Source organism: Pseudodesulfovibrio nedwellii (genome assembly GCF_027923765.1).
In the GTDB taxonomy this organism is placed as follows: domain Bacteria; phylum Desulfobacterota; class Desulfovibrionia; order Desulfovibrionales; family Desulfovibrionaceae; genus Pseudodesulfovibrio; species Pseudodesulfovibrio nedwellii.
Genome location: NZ_AP026709.1, coordinates 3,003,430 through 3,022,500, shown reverse-complemented (window position 1 = coordinate 3,022,500; position 19,071 = coordinate 3,003,430). Strand labels below are relative to the sequence as shown.

Here is a 19,071-nt window from a genome sequence, read left to right as displayed (position 1 = left end):
GTTAAAAAACGTGATCTGTTCACGACCAGCGATTTCAAAGACATCCAGCGCAGCAAACAGCACGGCGTTGGCAGGTGAGCCAATCATGGACCCCATGCCACCGATGGCCGCACCATAGATTACCGCACACATAAGTACCGTGGTCATTCCTGTGGCGCCCTGCTCTGCAAAATCCTTGTCCAGCTTCTTAAGCACCGGAATCAAAGTGAGCACTGTGATGGTATTGGGAATAAAAGAAGACAGGGCCGCGGATGCGGCAATGATATACAGGATCAAAAAGGACGCATGGCCCCGGCTCTTCTTCAAAGACCAGGATACAAAACTGTCCGTAATTCGGGCTGCAGCCATAAGCTGATAGACAAAATAACCACAAACAAAAAGCAAGATCAGTGGCAGACGGTGCCAAAGATAGGCGGATAGGTCGGTGAAGGATTCCACAAAGGCTCCCGGCTGGACGTTTCGATCACTGACAATGGACCGCTTTCACCGGGGAATGTCAACTAGCCAGGGTGAGGCAGTTCCACACAAACCATATACCGAGAACCTTGCACATTAAAAAATGGCCTGCTGATCAAACACGATCGCTTTCCGGTAAACGGGGAGACAAACGGAGGAGTAACGAACTTTTCATAGCCGATATCAAGATAAAGGACATAATCTTCCACGGAATGATCCGTACCTGTTTCCATAATCGCATCAGGATGGTGCGGCGGTTGCACAGTTCCTGCTGAGATACGTCGGGTTATCTGCCGTCCCCGGTCATCAAGCACGAAGATGGAAATAACCTCTTCAACCTTACGAACCAAACGCTTGCATCCATCCTCAAACCATTCTTCCGACATATTGGAAAGCTTGGTACAAATTGCAGAAACGTCTTTAAAAGCCTCAACAAACCGTTGCTTTTTATGAAGGACCAGCTTGTTCTTCACCTTAAAATACTTGTCATGAGTCTCAACAATCTTTTCCATGAATTTTCCGGCAGGATCTCCGGGGCGACTCTCTTCGCTCCTTGTATAGTAATAGCCCTGCTGCAAATCGACCCCGGCCAAAAGCAATCGAATAGACTCGGATTCACTTTCAACCCCCCGACCAATGACCGATGCTCCTACATGGCCTGCGACAGAAAGCAATGCATCCAGGGCTTTTGCCGAGTAATCAGTTTGTTCGGCCTCGCCAAAAAAGGACCTGTCCAACTTAATAAAATCAGGATTAATCTTGGTAATGGCGTAATTAAACGAATCATCCACAGCACATCCATCCAGACAAAACTTACACCCCAACCCCTGCACAAGCTCGCAATAGTATGCCACCAAATCCCTATCAGGCGCGAAATCCATAACTTCAAGGACAATATTACCGGGATCAATCCCGGCCTCCTTAATCAGCCGTGGCAACGTCAGGTTATTCGGATCGATATGCGGAAAGATCTCCACATTAACGTTAAGGCCAAGAAGCAGTTTCTTATGGGCGTCATGAATCGGCTTGAACTTCTCAAGTGCCATACGACGACACATCCGATCCACGCCCACCATAAGTTCCGGGCTCAAATCCTTGTGAAACAACATCCGGGTATCAATAAAGCGATCATCGCCCGTCACACGCGAAAAGGCCTCAAAACCAATAATAGATTTGGAAGCGATAGCTACAACTGGCTGAAAATTCGTATTTACTCGTTTGGATTCAAGGATTGTTCGAACCCCCTCCTCGTCAACAGGAGGACAAATATTTTCCACCACGCACTCGCTCCTTTCAACCTTTTTGACAATAGTTACTTAAACGCAAAACGAGAACGTACCTTCAGGGGCCTGCGCGGTCAACACTCTATAAAGATTAACAACACAAATACACACTCCCGGATCACATTCAACTTCAAGCGGTTACCAAAAATATGAACTATCACCGGTTCACTTCTTCCAAAGCCGCAAGGAATCCAGTATACCTTGGGGTCTTGAGTAAACCGCATTTCCACAGGGAGCACCGTGGCCGAATTCGTTCATCTTCACGTCCATACAGAGTACAGCCTCTTGGACGGCGCAATCCGCATCAAGGATCTGCTTTCGCGATCCAAAGACCTCGGCATGCCTGCCGTGGCTATCACCGACCACGGATCCATGTTCGGAGCCGCGACCTTTTACATGGCAGCCATGGAGATGGGCATCAAGCCCATTATCGGCTGCGAAGTCTATGTGGCTCCCGGTGACATAGACGATGAGGACGCACACAAGCGTAAGGAAAAAGGAGGCGGCTACCATTTGGTGCTACTCGCTAAGAACCGCAAAGGGTACCAGAACCTGACCAAATTGGTAACAACTGGCTACCTGGAAGGGTTCTACTACAAACCACGCGTCTCCAAAAATTTGCTCAAAAAACACTCCGAAGGACTCATCGCCCTGTCCGCTTGTCTGGCAGGTGAAATACCGCGCAAACTCATGAACGAAGGTCTGGAAGAAGGCGTGGAGATGGCAAAGACCTATGAGTCCATCTTCCCCGGCAACTTCTATCTTGAATTGCAGGACAACGGTATAGGCAAGCAGACCCGACTCAATGAATTGCTCATCAAATGCGCGGAAAAGACTGGTCTGCCCATGGTCGCGACCAACGACTGCCATTACCTGACAGCCGAGGACTACGAAGCGCATGACACCCTGCTCTGCATCCAGACACAGACCACTGTGGACGCAGAGAAGCGGTTCAAGATGGACACGCAGGAATTGTATTTCAAAACGCCTGAAGAAATGGAAAAGGCATTCGCCCATGTACCCGAGGCCATCCTCAACACCCAGCGCATTGCCGAGCAGTGCAACCTCGAAATCGAGTTGGGTAACTACTATTTCCCTGAATACGAGCTGTCCGAAGGTGTATCGGACATGGACGAAGAATTCGACAAGCTCTGCCGCGAAGGTCTCAAACGGCGATTGGATACCATTACCTATGAAGTAGACGAAAAACGGTACTGGGATCGGCTGGACTACGAGCTCGGCGTTATCGTTGAAATGGGATTCCCGGCCTACTTCCTTATCGTGCAGGACTTCATCAACTGGGCCAAGGACAATCGCATCCCAGTCGGCCCCGGTCGTGGTTCTGCAGCCGGTTCAATCGTGGCGTGGTCTCTCAAGATAACCAACCTCGACCCCCTCCCGTATGATCTGCTGTTCGAGCGTTTCCTGAACGTCGAACGTGTATCCATGCCTGATATCGACGTTGACTTCTGCGAACGCCGCCGTCTCGAAGTCGTCAAATACTGCGCCGAGAAGTACGGCCATGATCGTGTGGCGCAGATCACTACCTTCGGCACCATGAAAACCAAGGCGGTTATTAAAGACGTTGGTCGCGCACTCGGCATGACCTTCGGCGAAACAGACCGTATCGCCAAACTCATCCCGGACGACCCCGCCCTCATGGCCAAACTGCTCGGCGTGGAAAAAGCCAAAATCAACGTCCCCAATGCGGTCAAGGCTGTGTTGGAATTGGACGACATGGTTGCCACTGACCCAAAAATCGCAAAACTCATAGATATTTCCACCCGTCTCGAAGGGTTATGTCGACACGCCTCCACTCATGCAGCGGGCGTGGTTATCTCGGACAAACCCATGGTCGAATACCTTCCTCTCTACAAAGGGAAGAAGGGTGAAATCGTGACCCAGTTCGACATGAAAAAAGTCGAAAAAGTCGGCCTGATCAAGTTCGACTTTCTGGGCCTGCGCACCATGACTGTTATCGAGGATTGTCTGGACATCATCCGCGAACAGGGCAAAAACGCGCCTGACCTCGACACCCTGCATTTGGACGACCCCGACACCTTCGCCATTTTTGCCAAAGGTGACACGGACGGCATCTTTCAGGTCGAATCATCAGGCATGCGTAAATATCTCAGGATGCTACGCCCTGACTGCTTCGAAGACATCGTCGCCATGCTCGCGCTCTATCGTCCCGGCCCGCTGGGCATGATCGGTTCCCACGGCGTCAGCATGGTTGATGAATTCATCATGCGTAAACACGGCGACATTGATGTCACCTACCCGCACCCTTCGCTGGAGGACACGCTCAAGCCCACATACGGCGTTATGGTATATCAGGAACAGGTTATGGCCACCGCCATGACTGTTGCCAACTACTCACTCGGTGAAGGTGACCTGCTCCGACGTGCCATGGGTAAAAAGATTGCCGAGGAGATGGCCAAACAGCGTTCCCGTTTTCTTGAAGGGTCACGGGAAAATGAAATTCCCGACAAGATCGCCAACGAAATTTTCGACACCATGGAAAAATTTGCGGCATACGGTTTCAACAAATCACACTCCGCCGCCTACGCACTCATTTCCTATCACACCGCCTATCTCAAGGCGCACTTCCCGGTTGAATTCATGGCCGCTCTCATGTCCACGGAAATGAACAACACCGAAAAAATCATCATGTACATCAATGCATGTCGCGACATGGAGATCACGGTCAAGCAGCCCAACATCAACGCGGGGCATGCTCGATTCTCAGTACTTGAAGGCGACATTCTCTATGCCATGGCCGCCATCAAAAACGTTGGCGAAGAGGCCATCAACGAAATCGTGGTTGAACGCAACGACGGCGGACCTTTCAAAGATATCTTCGACTTCTGCGAGCGGGTGAATCTACGCCGCGTGACCAAACGAGTCTTGGAATCGCTCATCAAAGCCGGCGCATTGGATTGTTTCGACTGTTCCCGTGCTGCCCTGCTTGAAGATCTTGAAAAGGCCGTTGCCATCGGTCAAAAAAAGGCCAAGGAAAAAGATTCCGGCATGTTGAACATGTTGGACATGCTCGGCGGTGGCGGGCAAGACGCCCCATCTCATTCGCCCACCTGTTCGGATATCGAAGAATTCGACGACAAGGAAAAGCTGACCCTCGAAAAAGAGGTGCTCGGTTTCTTCCTGTCAGGCCACCCCCTGCTTGCCTATCGTCAGGACTTGGCTCGATTGCGCACCTCCACCCTTGAAGACTGCAAAAATATTCCCAACGGAACAGAAGTTCGCGTGGCCGTGATTATCCCGGACTACAAGCAGTTCATTACTAAGCGCGGTGACCCCATGGCATTCTGCGTGGCCGAAGATCTGACCACATCCGGCGAAGTCACCATGTTGCCCAAGGTCTATGCGGACGCACGCGAGCTTATCGACGCGGACCGCCCGCTCATGATTCAGGGCAAGATCGACATTCGCGAAGAACCTGGTCAGGAAGAGGCGCCCAAGTCAGCCAAGATTCTAGCCGACAAGGTCATGTTCCTGGCGGATGCGGTTCAAGGTTCAGACAAACCCGTGCCGCTCTGGATCGGTGAAAAAAGCGCCGTGGATTCTCATCTGAATATGCTCAAAACCATTCTACAACGCTATCCCGGCAACACGCACGTCACTCTCGGGATCATCACAAAAGAAAGTGTGGTTACGCTCAAACTCGGCCATGGCTGGAAGATCTTCCCAAGTCGCGAATTCTGGAAAGATGTGGAAAAATGGCAAAACGGCGATGCCTTGAAGCATCAGGCTGCCATGAAGTAAGGATGCGTCTCCTTCCCCAAGGCCTCTCACCTTCCGAAACTTTTTATGTGCGCTCCGCGCAATGGTGAGGACTAATGAAAGTCACACGCACAAACCACATTCTCCATTTCACGGCTCTGCTATGCCTGGCGTTGATACTGGCTGGCTGTAGCGGCAAACGGTCCCCCATGCCGGAAGGACTTTTACATGATGGGCAGTTGCCGAATTATAAATACATCCGATTTTATGGGGACTCGGCGCCGGAAAAGGCGGCCATGCGCTTGCTTTTGGCTCAATGGGCTGCACAGGAAGCGGCGACGGGCAATACCGGTAATTTTACTGTGCTCAGTTTATCCGGGGGTGGTGCGGACGGTGCGTTTGGTGCAGGATTTCTGACGGGGTGGACGTCTCGAGGTGACAGACCAAACTTCACATTCGTCACCGGCGTCAGTACCGGGGCGCTCATTGCCCCCTTCGCTTTTCTCGGGCCGGAATATGATGCCACGCTCAAGCTTCTCTACACAACATTCAGCACCATCAATCTTGTAAAAGCCCGTCCGATCGGTTCTGCTCTTGTGGGAGACGGCCTCTTTAACGTGAACTCTTTTCGGCGGGCGTTGAAGACCTACGTTAATACAAAAATCATCAACAAAATCGCCGCCGAACATCGCAAAGGACGACGGCTGTTCGTCGGCACGACGAACCTTGACGAAATGCGCCCGGTTTATTGGAATATAGGGGCCATCGCCCAATTCCAGACAAAAAAAGCCCACCAGCTTATTCGGGATGTCATTCTGGCCTCGGCTTCCGTTCCCGTGGCATTTCCACCAATGTATTTCTCCCTTGAAATCGACGGCAAAAAATACGAAGAAATGCATGTGGACGGAGGCGTCACCAATCAGGTTTTCGCATACCCGCCGAGTGTTCACATGAAAAAGAACCTCGACAAACTGGGAATCTCACGAAAAATCATTCTCTATGTTATCCGCAATGATGCATTGACCACAAAACCGATTCAGGTAAACCCCAATCTGGGCGACATCGCCGCTCGGTCCCTGACCGGCCTGATCCGGAATCAAGGTATCGGGGATCTCTACAGAATCTTTTATGTCGCGGAACGGGACGGCGCAGATTTCAATCTGGCCTTCATCCCGCCGACGTTTCAAGCGGATTCCAACGAATTATTCGACCCGAATTATATGTCCAAACTGTTCAAAGTCGGCCAGGACATGGCCAAAAGTACAACCCCCTGGCACAAAACGCCGCCTTATGATTTAAACCCTCAACAATAAATGATAAAACCATGGACTCACTCAAACAACTCGATGAACGCCACCGCAAATTTGTAGAAGAACGTCACTGGCAAAAACACCAATCTCCCAAGAACCTTGCCATGGCTCTCACCGCCGAAGTAGGCGAACTGGTCGAACACTTTCAATGGCTGACCGTCGAGGAAAGTTGGAATGTAAGCGGCAAAAAAAAGGAAGCCGTGGCCGAAGAACTGGCCGATGTACTCATCTACCTAACCCGCTTGTCCTCGGAACTGGGCGTTGATCTGGTTGCGGCTGCCCATGAAAAATGCGAGAGAAACGAGCACAAGTACCCGGTGGAAGAATTTCAGGACGGTGACCGCCGCCCCCACGAGTACAAAGATCGCGACAAGTATTAAAAAAAACTAAGGACATTATATGCCCGGCAAATGGAAATTGACTATCACGCAGGATTTTTCAGCATCACACCAACTGCGCAACTACGGCGGCAAGTGTGAAAACATGCACGGTCACAACTTTGGTGTAGAAGTAGTGGTTGAAGGCGACAAACTGGACGATAAAATCCAGTACCTTGTCGACTTCAAGGAAATAAAACAACGCACTAAGGATGTGTTGGAAAAACTCGACCACAAACACCTTAACGAGGTGGAGTGCTTTACCGAGGTCAATCCTTCCTCCGAAAACATCGCCATGTTTATATATAAGGAATTGGACGGCAACATGCCGGAGCCAGTCCGCTTGGTCGAAGTGTCTGTTTCGGAGAAAGAATCGTCCAAGGCCACCTATTGGGAAGAATAACCGTGTCAGAAAAAAAAGAAGAAAAACGGGGCGAAATCAATGGCATGTCTTACGGCAAGATCATGACCAGTCTTCTCATCCCCAAGGATTCACGTAGTAATCCGAAACGCATCTTGAGCGGAATAGCCTTCCTCGCATTCGTCTGTTTTTTCCTGTTCGCAGCACTCAGTAAAGGCTGCCAGCACGACGCCAAACAACAGCAGGAAGAACAGCGTATCAGCCAACACATCACCACCATCCATGAAAGGACAGTTTAGTCATGCGTTTGGTCGTTCAACGTGTTTCCGACGCAAAGGTTACGGTCAACGACGCTGTTGTCGGTGAGATTGACACCGGCCTGCTGGTGCTCGTCGGATTCGGCCATGCAGATGAAGCGGACCTGCCAAGCAAGCCCATCTGGAAGAAAATGCTCGACAAACTGGTGAACCTACGCATCTTCCCGGATGAAGACGACAAAATGAACAGATCGCTCACAGACATTCAGGGCGACATCATGCTCATTTCCCAGTTCACGTTATATGCAGACTGCAAAAAAGGTCGCCGTCCGTCCTTCACCAACGCCTGCCATCCGTATATTGCGGAATCCCTATTCGACCGCTTTGTGGAAGACGCACGCAAGGCTGCCCCCGGTCAATTTGCCACTGGCCGATTCGGAGCAGAAATGCATCTGGACTTCACCAATTGGGGTCCCGTCACCATCATTCTCGATTCAGACGAGATGTAAAACCGTTGTCCTTATAAGCCGGATACCTTAAACTGTCGTAATGAGCATTAAATCCAAACTGATATTAGCCCTTTCCTTCATTCTTGTTTCCGCTTTTCTGGCAACAAGTCTGGTCAACTACGTTTTCACGCGCAGGGCCATCCGAGCCGAATTGCTCCACTCCTCCCTGCCGTTGACCGGCAAAAATATCTATTCGGAAATTCAAGCCGTCATGATGCGGCCACTGCTCGTATCGTCCTCAATGGCGAATGACACATTTCTCAAAAACTGGGTGACCGATGGAGAACGGGATATCGGGCAAATCACGAATTACCTCAAAAAAATTCAGGAAAAATATGGATTCATTTCCACCTTTTTCGTCTCATCAGCAACAGACGCCTATTACAGCCAAGAAGGCATACTCAAAGAAATTGGGCCACGAGACCCTCACGATATTTGGTTCTATGCTTTTCGACGTTCAGGCAAGGAATTCGATCTGGATGTGGACACCAATGAAGTTGAAAACAACAAACTGACAATTTTCGTCAACTTCAGAGTGGAAGACAACAATGGCCGTTTCATCGGTGTTGCTGGTGTGGGATTGAACATCGAACATGCTGCCGAGCTCCTGAAAAAATCAAAAAAGAAATACAACAGAAAAATTTACCTCGTGGATCAGGATGGCCTAGTTCAGGTACACCACGACAAACGGCTTATCGAGAAGCATTCCATTGCTAAGGCCGGTGGAATCCGTGACCTTGCTTCAAAGATACTCACCAAAAGAGAAAAATCACTCAGCTTGGAATATAATTGGGACGACACTCACTACCTGCTTTCTACCCAATACATCCCGGAACTGAATTGGTATCTCATCGTCGAACAAAGCGAAGATGACGCTTTGATTTCTGCGAGGGATAATCTTGTCCGCACCATTATTATAGGTATATGTACGTCACTTCTAATAATCGTACTGTGCACGTTCACGGTCAATCACTTCCAGGGACGACTGGAACGGCTGGCCCAAACCGATCCGTTGACCGGTGTTGCCAACCGTCGTGCATTGGAAATATATTTCCAACAGGCAACCTACAAAACCAAACGATACGGCGAACAACTATCCACCATCATCCTAGACCTCAACAAGTTCAAAGATGTCAATGACAAACACGGACATCTCAAGGGCGATGAAGTGCTTAAATGCGTAGCCAGCACCGTGGGAGAAACCATCAGGCCGACAGATATTCTGGCCCGTTGGGGTGGCGATGAATTCATCATTTTCCTGACCGGTAACATCGATGATGCCGGTGCTTTGGCAGAACGAGCACTCACGGCTGTTGCTAAATCTTCCGAGGACCTTCCCATCACTTTCAGCTATGGGTTAGCCCAATACGAAGAAGGTGAAGATCTTCTCTCCATAACCATGCGAGCGGATAAGGACCTCTACCGGTCCAAGAAGCACAACGGCTCCGGCGAGTTGTAGACAAATCTGCCAGGCGCAGGTACCCTTGTGGGCAATGCAAAAAGACCAAAATCCATGGCCCGGTTTCAGAGAGACAGCTCCGCGCATACTCCTGCTCACCAGCCAGTATTTTCTTATCGGCGAACTTAAAGCCGCGTGTGAACGACTCGGCGTAGAATATCATTTTCTGGATTTCGGCACCAAGGAAATGGACCTCGACACCTTTGTCACACAAATGGTGGCAACCCTGACGGCCTTCAAGCCGGACTTCGTTCTCACGGTCAACCATCTTGGCGTTGACCGCGAGGGAATACTCACCACCCTGCTCAAAAATTACGATATTCCGCTGGCATCCTGGTTCGTGGACAACCCACACCTCATTCTTGATGCCTACCAAAATCTCTTCGAATGCCGAACAGCCCTGTTCACTTGGGACTTCGACACTGTGGACTCACTCAAGAACATGGGATTTCATAACGTCTTCCATCTTCCGCTCGGCGCTGATCCAACAAGACTCGTACCGCATCGGACACAACCTGTGGAAAAATGGCGCGCCCCCATTTCCTTTGTTGGCAACTCTATGTTGACGAAAACCATCAAACGCATTCAGGCATCCATGCCGTCTCCCCGTTTGCTGGAAGCCGGTATGGTGGTCGCCAAGGCCTTTGGAGAATCCGGCGAACCACAGGCCGGTCGATTCCTGAGACAACATTTCCCTGAGCTATTATCGGAATTCGACAATCTGCAAACACCGGAACGAAAACAGGCATACCTGACTTTCATCACATGGCAGTCGACCCTGCTCTACAGACTGGACTGCATCCTTCGCATCCTCGACTTCGACCCGCTCATCATAGGCGATCCCGGGTGGAACGAGCTGCTCAAAAGGCGCACGGGCTGGCGATACCACTCCGAGTTGTCATACTACGACGACCTACCGGATTTCTATCCGCTTTCCGACATCAACTTCAATTGTACCAGTCAACAGATGAAAGGTGCGGTCAACCAACGAGTCTTTGACGTGCCCACCTGCGGTGCGTTCCTGCTCACGGACTACCGCCGACAAATGGAAGAACTGTTCGAACCGGGCAAAGAAATCGTCTTTTACAACCACCCGGACGAAATTCCCGGACTGGTGGACATTTATTTGAACGCACCGGACAAACGGCAAAGAATCATCGACGCCGCCCGCAAACGCGTATTGGCAGAGCATACATACGACCACCGCATGCTCAGCCTCATGGAAACCATGCGCCAGACGTTCGAGTAATCCATGGCGAACAAAAAACCGATTCTCATACTCCAGATGCAGCGGATGGGAGACCTCATTCTCTCCTACCCACTCATGCTCTGGCTCGCCCGCAGTTATCCCGGCCACCCTATTTTTGTAGCAGCCGAGGAAGCCTTTTACACACCGCTCATGAAACTTTCCCCTGCGGTCACATATTTCCCGTGGTCCGGCCTGCATGTTCTCAAACGGCACTCATTCGAACTTGTTCTCAATCTGTCCATTCAGGAAAAAGCCGCCATTCTGGCAGGAGAAGTTGCAGCAGAACACAAACTTGGTCCGGTTCAATCTGCCGACGGCTCCCACTTTGTTCATGGAGACTGGCAGCTCTATCGGACGTCACTGGTGAAAAATAATCTCTACAACCGATATCATTGGGCAGAACTCAACGCTCTTGACGTTATACCCCATGCAAGCATCAAGGCCACCCGATTTAGCATGCCCCGCACCCTTGCGGATGGACACAAAGTCGGTCTTTTTCTCGGTGCAAGCGATCCTGCAAAACGCCCTTCCGCCACCTTCTGGGCCGCACTTGTAGATGAACTTCATGGTCGCAATCTGCGCCCGGTTCTCTTTGGCGGTCCGGCAGAAAAGGAACTGGGACAAAAAGTCGTCTCGCTCGCCAAAGGGCCGGCCTTGAATCTGTGCGGAACCCTCGGACTGGATGAATTCAGTGTTGTGGGACAAACGCTGGGACTCTTCATCACTCCAGACACCGGCCCCATGCATCTGGCAGCATGGTCCGGGTTGAAATGTCTAAATTTATCCATGGGCAATGTGAATCCATGGGAAACAGGCCCATACTCACCTGGTCATTATGTACTTCGAGCGGATATGGACTGCGCAAAAGGGTGTTGGCAATGTACCCGCGACCGGCTCTACTGTCGTGACGCGTTCAAGCCCGGACGAGTGGCTGCACTTGCCGTATGCATATTGGCCGGGAACGGATCGGCCAAACTCGCCAAATTGGACTTGCCAGAACTGACACTTTTCGAGACCGGAAAATCCGACCTCGGCCTTTATCAGATACAACGACTCGACCCAGCACCTCCTGACGCCGAAAGACTCCTATCCCGCTTCTGGCAACAGTACTTTGGTCACGAGTTCGGCCTGTGGGAAGCTTCGCCCCTCTCAACGGCATGGAGCAACCTAACCGAGTCTTCCGAGAAAGAAGCCGAAGCATTGCTTTCGCACATCCCGGAGATGGGCCGTCAGTTCAAACACGGACTAAAAAACGGCACACTTCTCGACGAATCTTTCTGGGCGGACAGCCCTGTCGCAATGAAACCGCTCACCGGATACGCCCACATGTACCTTGAGAACAATGACTACTCCCGCCCGGCCTGGGCCAGAGTTCTCATGCTCCTGGAGAAACTGGTCGCAGCCTGTCGATAAAGACTTCCCTCCCGACTTCCAAGACCCAAAAGGGTTATTTCTTCCTACCTGAACATCCAGTCAACATACTGATTCCTTGATACTTTTCCTTTGGCACGCCTTTTGATTGTAAGTGAGGCGAAGGAGAAAAGTATGCAAAATATTCCCGGCATCGCCATAGAAAAGAAAACCGAACAACTTCCGGTGGTAAAAATAGCCTCCGCAAACAAGGGTGATCAACACGCCCTGTTCGCTGATCTGTTCAATGAGCACGCCAACATGGTCGAGAACGAACTCGCCCTGGCACCTGTCTCCTCTCAGGAACAAATGCTCGAATCCGCTCCTGACACAGATAACCAGGAAGAGGCTGTCAATGCCGCCGGCACCAAAGTCCCAGTTCAAGAAGAACCGGAACCTGAAATGGATGAACGCGAATCCCTGATGACTCAAGAAGATTTCGAAGAAGTCAAAAACGATCTTGAAGCATACGGAATGTCGGAAGAAGAAATCACCGAGATTGAAGACAAGATAAACAGTGAAGAAGGCATGACTTGGGGACAGTTCGTCTCGACCGTAGCTCAAAGTATGGCCGAAATGCGAACGCACGAATTTTCCGACGAGCAAAAAGGAAAATTGAATTCTTTCTTTTCGAAATTTGGCTTTACCGCCAAGGAAAGCGAAAAGCTGATCAGCAACCTGGAGAATGGCAATCAAGCTAAAGTTATGAAGGCCCTCCAGGCCAAGATCGACGCCATGCCGCAGGGCAAGCAGTTGCTTTTCAACAAGCAAGAAATCGAAGCCTTTACTTCGGCTTTGAGCTTTTCCAAAGAATTCACATCCAAGATTCAAGAACTCTTCGGCACCAATTCCCTTCCCAAGGACGTCAAGCAAGCCTTTACCCTGATACGTCAGGAGATGGGGAAGATGGACTCCAAGGATCAGGAACTGGTCCGCGCCGTCACCAAGGGCTTTGTCAACGCCATGGGCGACTCGGCCAAGGAGAGCACTCTCGCGCGTCAGGTCGCCGAAGCCGTTGATCTGAAACCCCGTGTGGCAGAGGATTCTCTTGAGACCGAAGTGAATGGCAATTTCAAGCAGGCCACACAAGACCGCAAAGACGCCCTGCCCGATGCCAAAGTCAGGGACCACTCCGAAAAGAACATGGCGGACAAAGTCGAGATCAAGACTGACGCCAAACCGGATGCCAACACCGACACTCCCGAACAGCAGAACGCTGCATCCAACGAACATTGGACCAATCTGCTCGGCAAGGTCACCGACGACGATTCCCGTTCCGTACAAAACAAAACACAGATTAAGACTGAAGATACAGCGCAGGCTCTCAAAACAGGATTAACCACCACAACCGAAACCGGAACCAAGACCCAGGCATGGGAAAAAGTTTCCGCCCCCAAGGTTATGAAGCAGGTGGATAATGCCTTCATCAAAACCCTGAATAATGGTGGTAAGCAACTCACCTTGCAACTCACGCCCGAAAACCTCGGCAAGCTCTCTATCGTGCTTCAGGTCAACGGCAAGGAAGTGAGCGCAAGTATCCGGGCAGAGAGTCCCGAAGCTGCAAAGATTATCAATGAACATTTAGATATCATTAAGAATTCTTTAGAAAACCAAGGGCTAAAAGTTGAGAAATTGGACGTCCAAACCGGGCTTGCCAGCAACCAGGACGCCCATGATTGGTTCGGACAAGAACAACATAATATGTCCCGCGATCAAGAAGCCATGGTCGCCATGCGCAACCATATGAAGAACATGCGTAACGGCGATGGCGGCATGGTGGCCCGAGACCTGCAACAACTCCGTGAGCAGGCAATTAATGCCGCACATGGGTTACACGTTATTGCGTAGGAGAGGTCTATTATGGGTTACATAGACAATGGTGGAATGGTTCTCGGGACACAGGAACAGCGACTCGCCGCATCCAACACCCCTGAGCACAAATCAAAAATGGACCAGGACTCGTTCCTGACCATCCTGGTGGCACAGCTTACCCATCAGGATCCGCTCAATCCAATGGAGGACACAGAGATGACCTCCCAATTGGCCGAGTTCTCAAGCCTTGAGCAGCTCACCAACATCAACGACGGCATCAAATCGCTGGGCAGCTCAATGCAGCAGAGCGATATGCTCTCAGCCGTCAGTTTCATCGGCAAGGAAGTCAAGGCTGAAGGCTACAAAATCAGCATGAACGAAGGTAATGCCTCGACCATTTACTATGGCTTCGGCGAACCAGTCTCAAAGATCATGATGAACATCTACGATTCAGAAGGTGCCATCGTCCGCTCTGTCGAGCTGGGAAGCAAAAAAGCCGGTTCCTATCAGTATGAATGGGACGGTAAGAACGAAGCCGGTCAGAAATTACCCGATGGTCAATACGGCATCGGTGTCCTTGGCGAAGATCTCAACGGCAAACACGTCATGGTCCAGACGGAAATTTCCGGCAGGGTCGATGCCGTCGTCAACGAAAAAGGCACGCAGTACCTGCGCCTGAGCGATGGCAGATTTATCAGCTTCCTCAACGTCAAGGAAGTGGTTGATCCCGGAACAGATCCGGTGGTTCCACCTTCAGAAGATGAAAACGAAGAAGAATAGGTCACACGAATTTCACCTGACGGCATCCAAGCCGCAGGCTCTTGGAGAAGAGATTAGGAGGTAGATATGGGTTTAGGAGCATCACTGTATTCAGGCATTTCCGGCCTTACGGCGCATTCCGAAAGGATGACGGTCATCGGCAACAACCTCGCCAACGTGAACACCACGGGTTTCAAAGGCGCACGGATGCAGTTCGAAGATCTCATGAGCACCGATTTTTCGACAGTCAACGGTATCGGCCAGGTGGGTCGCGGTGTCCGCGTGTCCACTGTATACTCGGACTTTGGTCAGGGAGCTTTCGAAGCATCCACCGAAGCCACCGACATGGCAATTTCCGGTGACGGCATGTTTCTCGTCTCACCCCTCGGCGAAGACATGAAATATTTTTCCAGAGCAGGTAACTTCCGCTTTGATCAGGACGGTTTTCTCGTGGATCCCCACGGCTACGTTCTGCAAGGGTGGGAAATCGAACGTTCCACGACATCGGTAACAACGTCCAGCTCGGACACATCCCTGTCCCCGCGTTCAGCCCGAATCATCGGAACCCCAACGGACATCAGATTAGAAAATTTCCAATCCGAACCAAATGCAACCAGCAACGTGTCCATCGTCACCAACCTGGACCCGACGGCACCAGACAGATCGTCCAGCGATACCAATCCGTACTTTGCCATGTTCAACAACTGGCGCGGTAACGAAGAAACTCCGCTGGCACCGACGCTTTATGGGTATTCAACCACCCTGAAGGTGTATGACGACATCGGCACCGCACACAATCTGACTGTTTACTACGATCAGGTAACGATGAGCAACGCTGGTGGCGACACAGTCTGGGAATACATGGTCACCTGTGAACCTAATGCAGACAATCGTGTCCTCTCCGGCGCAAACGGACTCCAGACATCTGTTGGACAAGGAGGGACTTCAGCAGCAGGTGTGCTCATGATCGGCACCATGACCTTTACCACAGGTCAATTGTCCGGCATGAGTGCATACACGCTCAAGTCTAATGGTGGCGGTGCGCTCAAGGATCTGAACAACTGGGATTTGGCAGATTTCTCCACCAGTGGTTACCCTGTCTGTACAGCCAACTTTCTGGGTAAATCCAATGCTAGTACAGCTCAAGCGACAAATGCCACGCCGCTCCAAATTGATTTCGGCATGAGCAACCGCGACTTGTCCAGTAACGGCGGGGCGGTCACTATTGGTTGGCAAGGAGGCCTCGGTACCTTACCTACCACCGCAGCCATGGTTGGCAACAATGTCAGCAATACCGGATATCTGGCGAACTTCAAGGACCCCGCAGTCAGCGCACTGGCCACACAGAGCTATGACACTGGCGGTTCCTCCACACTGTTCCAAAGCCAGAACGGTTACTCCGCAGGTATCCTGCAGAACATATCCGTTTCTCGCGAAGGCGTTATCACCGGCCATTATTCCAATGGTCAGGTACTCGAACTCTACGCCGTCACCCTGGCGACCTTCACCAACGAGCACGGCCTCAGACGAGAAGGCGGCAACCTGTTCTCTGAAACCCGTGAATCCGGCCCCGCCCTGACAGGGCAGGCAGGCTCCACAGGCAAGGGAACCATTGACGGCAACTCACTGGAGATGTCCAACGTTGACATGGCTACTGAATTCGTTCGCATGATCACCACGCAGCGAGGATTCCAGGCCAACACCAAGGTCATCACCACAACGGACTCAATGCTCGGCGAAGTTATCGCCATGAAGCGTTAAGCACATAGAGGTCTAAAGTAACCCATACTCATAGACTCCTTCTCCAAGATATCCCCCGTCTGACCCGCGGGGGATAACAGAAGACCTTACGGCCCGGCAGAATACCCATCTGCCGGGCCGCTTTGGTCTTTGGTGCAGGCACGTGAATGAAGCGAAATGTTATTCATACTTAATAGAAAGGGAAAAGAGGGTCTTCGTTTTTGGTGGGCTTTGCGTGCTTTCGCAGTGAGGGAGCAAACGGAATTATTACAAAAGTTTCGCCTTTACGGCGACCTGCTTTTTTTGAGGCGAAAATAAGGAGGCAAAAAACGCCTTTTTCGTTGTGCGCCTGATAGCGAACCCAAGAGCCTGTACGCGACTCCACTGCCCGACAGGATTGTCTGTGACACAGACTCGGTCGGGCTACGTTCCGCCGCGCAAGACAGGCTCTAAGGCTCGCTATCAATTGTCCGTCGTTGTAGGGGGGGGGCGGTGTAGGTGTTTATTTTTTGATTCTAGGTGCTTTGATAACAATACATAACTTTAAAATTTCACATTTCATCGCTATAAATTCGTTCTTAGTGAAAATGCCCATTTTGATTAAGGCTCTTCGTTATCCATAAAGGGCCTTGGGGTGCTTCAGCACCCCAACACCGTTCTCCCTCCGAAGACAATTTCTTCCTCGCACAACCAAACGAAGACGAACCTCAGCCCTTGACCGGCGGCCTAGAAGCTGACCAATCGAAAGAGGCGGCTCTTATAACGGAATCAGGTAATTTGTCTTAAACTGAGGGATGACGGGAGAGGTAAAGCTTATACTTATAATCGGGTGGAGCCGACTCGATTGGATCAGATTCTTGCCGCCGATCATGGAGGCGCCCAAATTCGCGAGCCGAGCTTTTTGGTTCTTTTTGGGGCGGCTCAGCCAAAAAAATCCGCCGCCCGCGCAGGGCATGGAAAGCCTTGGGTGCTTCAGACCCAACAATGACTCTCGCCAAAGGCGCATCTTCAAACAAAAAGCCGCATGAAAGCGGCCATCCTTATTTCTTCATCTTTATCTTTATCGAGAACGCTCCCCCCTCCACTGCTCGAAGTGGCATTTTTTTCACCACCACCGACAAACCATTGACGAACAAAGCTTTTCGGAGCTTTTCAGTATAGGAAAAAATAACCATTCTAGACTTTTTTTAGATACTTATAGTCTTAATATATCTTAATAAAATTATATTGGCACGCATACTGCTTAACAATGCCAAATGGATTTGATAATCGAACAAGGAGGGTTCTGATGTCTTTAGTCATTAACCACAACCTCATGGCGATGAACGCCCAGAGAAACCTGTCCGACCACTATGGTCGTCTGGGTGTCTCCACCAGGCGCTTATCTTCCGGTCTGCGAGTCGGCACGGCTGCCGATGATGCCGCCGGATTGGCAATTCGCGAGCTCATGCGCTCGGAAATCAGCTCACTGCACCAGGGCATTCGTAATGCATCTGATGCAATTTCGCTGATTCAAACCGCTGACGGCGCACTGCAGGTCATTGATGAAAAGCTCATTCGTATGAAAGAGCTGGCCATGCAGGCATCTACGGGTACATACAACTCAGATCAGCGTCTGATCATTGACTCCGAGTATCAGGCAATGTCCTCGGAAATCACCCGTATTGCCAACGCAACTGATTTTAACGGAATTTATCTCCTGAACGGCAACCTTTCCGGCAACCCTGCCGTCGATCATGACGGCACCGGTTTACAGTCCACCGGCCCTCTGAAGATTCACTTCGGTACCGGCAACGACTGCGCGGAAGATTATTACTATGTCGCCATTCAGGGTTCCAGTGCATCTGCATTCGGTCTGGGGCAATCCGCGGCTCTCGACACCAACCAAACAACTTGGGAAGCACAGAATGCCGGTAAGGCCATCTCCACGCAGGGATTGGCGCAGGCAGCCATGGAAGCGATCAATAATGCGATCATTTCCAAGGATAAGATCCGTGCAAACCTCGGTTCCATGCAGAACCGTCTGGAAAACACCATCACCAACCTGGGTATCCAGGCCGAGAACCTGCAGGCAGCTGAATCCCGCATTTCCGACGTCGACGTGGCGCAGGAAATGACCGAATTCGTCCGCAATCAGATTCTCACACAGTCTGCTGTCGCCATGCTGGCACAGGCCAACTCTCTGCCGAGAATGGCCATGCAGCTCATCGGCGGCTAGCCGACACCGACACACGGCTGAAGACGATCGGAAACCAGCCCCGTGGCAAGGATGCCACGGGGCTGGTTCTCCGGTCGTTTCCGTTTATTGACCGGCAGACACAGAAAATCTGTGTCGTTCTCATACATTC

General features: G+C 51.0%; 16 protein-coding genes (1 of these 16 only partly in view). 13 read left to right on the top strand and 3 right to left on the bottom strand.

Going from position 1 to position 19,071, the window contains the following annotated elements; genetic code table 11:
- On the bottom strand, positions 1 to 438 hold the start of the coding sequence (locus SYK_RS14110; protein WP_281760916.1) for an SLC13 family permease. Its footprint begins 810 nt before the window's first position; the window shows 438 of its 1,248 coding nt (coding positions 1–438); the start codon lies at positions 436 to 438; its stop codon lies beyond the left edge, outside the window.
- A 62-nt stretch (positions 439 to 500) separates the two neighbouring features.
- On the bottom strand, positions 501 to 1,736 hold the full coding sequence (locus SYK_RS14105; protein ID WP_281760915.1) for an EAL domain-containing protein: 1,236 nt from the start codon (positions 1,734 to 1,736) through the stop codon (positions 501 to 503).
- 243 nt (positions 1,737 to 1,979) lie between these two features.
- Between SYK_RS14105 and dnaE the strand changes: the two genes are divergently transcribed.
- From dnaE to SYK_RS14040, 13 genes are all read left to right on the top strand, one after another.
- Positions 1,980 to 5,522, top strand: coding sequence for a DNA polymerase III subunit alpha (gene dnaE, locus SYK_RS14100; RefSeq protein WP_281760914.1), 3,543 nt, complete (start codon positions 1,980 to 1,982; stop codon positions 5,520 to 5,522).
- 74 nt (positions 5,523 to 5,596) lie between these two features.
- Positions 5,597 to 6,793: a patatin-like phospholipase family protein gene (locus SYK_RS14095; protein WP_281760913.1), complete on the top strand. Its 1,197-nt coding sequence runs from the start codon at positions 5,597 to 5,599 to the stop codon at positions 6,791 to 6,793.
- A gap of 11 nt (positions 6,794 to 6,804) precedes the next feature.
- A complete protein-coding gene (locus tag SYK_RS14090) occupies positions 6,805 to 7,170 on the top strand; it encodes a nucleotide pyrophosphohydrolase (protein ID WP_281760912.1) in 366 nt (121 codons plus the stop codon).
- Positions 7,171 to 7,189: 19 nt separating this feature from the next.
- A complete protein-coding gene (queD, locus tag SYK_RS14085; protein ID WP_281760911.1) occupies positions 7,190 to 7,570 on the top strand; it encodes a 6-carboxytetrahydropterin synthase QueD in 381 nt (126 codons plus the stop codon).
- A 2-nt stretch (positions 7,571 to 7,572) separates the two neighbouring features.
- Entirely contained in the window at positions 7,573 to 7,827 is a 255-nt protein-coding gene (locus SYK_RS14080) for a hypothetical protein (RefSeq protein ID WP_281760910.1), read from the top strand.
- Between the two features lie 2 nt (positions 7,828 to 7,829).
- The gene (gene dtd, locus SYK_RS14075; protein WP_281760909.1) at positions 7,830 to 8,294 is read left to right on the top strand and encodes a D-aminoacyl-tRNA deacylase; all 465 of its coding nucleotides are present in this window, start codon (positions 7,830 to 7,832) and stop codon (positions 8,292 to 8,294) included.
- Positions 8,295 to 8,334: 40 nt separating this feature from the next.
- A complete protein-coding gene (locus SYK_RS14070) occupies positions 8,335 to 9,753 on the top strand; it encodes a sensor domain-containing diguanylate cyclase (protein WP_281760908.1) in 1,419 nt (472 codons plus the stop codon).
- Positions 9,754 to 9,787: 34 nt separating this feature from the next.
- Positions 9,788 to 11,002: a CgeB family protein gene (locus SYK_RS14065; protein WP_281760907.1), complete on the top strand. Its 1,215-nt coding sequence runs from the start codon at positions 9,788 to 9,790 to the stop codon at positions 11,000 to 11,002.
- A 3-nt stretch (positions 11,003 to 11,005) separates the two neighbouring features.
- On the top strand, positions 11,006 to 12,415 hold the full coding sequence (locus SYK_RS14060; RefSeq protein WP_281760906.1) for a glycosyltransferase family 9 protein: 1,410 nt from the start codon (positions 11,006 to 11,008) through the stop codon (positions 12,413 to 12,415).
- 132 nt (positions 12,416 to 12,547) lie between these two features.
- Positions 12,548 to 14,260, top strand: a complete 1,713-nt coding sequence (locus SYK_RS14055) for a flagellar hook-length control protein FliK (protein ID WP_281760905.1) — start codon at positions 12,548 to 12,550, stop codon at positions 14,258 to 14,260.
- Between the two features lie 12 nt (positions 14,261 to 14,272).
- Positions 14,273 to 15,004 (top strand): flagellar hook assembly protein FlgD, encoded by a 732-nt coding sequence (locus SYK_RS14050; protein ID WP_281760904.1) that lies wholly within the window; start codon positions 14,273 to 14,275, stop codon positions 15,002 to 15,004.
- A gap of 66 nt (positions 15,005 to 15,070) precedes the next feature.
- On the top strand, positions 15,071 to 16,744 hold the full coding sequence (locus SYK_RS14045; protein ID WP_281760903.1) for a flagellar hook protein FlgE: 1,674 nt from the start codon (positions 15,071 to 15,073) through the stop codon (positions 16,742 to 16,744).
- Between the two features lie 1,267 nt (positions 16,745 to 18,011).
- Positions 18,012 to 18,941 (top strand): flagellin N-terminal helical domain-containing protein, encoded by a 930-nt coding sequence (locus tag SYK_RS14040; protein ID WP_281760902.1) that lies wholly within the window; start codon positions 18,012 to 18,014, stop codon positions 18,939 to 18,941.
- Here SYK_RS14040 and SYK_RS14035 read toward each other — a convergent pair.
- Positions 18,938 to 19,069: a hypothetical protein gene (locus SYK_RS14035; RefSeq protein WP_281760901.1), complete on the bottom strand. Its 132-nt coding sequence runs from the start codon at positions 19,067 to 19,069 to the stop codon at positions 18,938 to 18,940. The two genes, SYK_RS14040 and SYK_RS14035, sit on opposite strands and share 4 nt — an antisense overlap.
- Between the last annotated feature and the right edge of the window lie 2 nt (positions 19,070 to 19,071).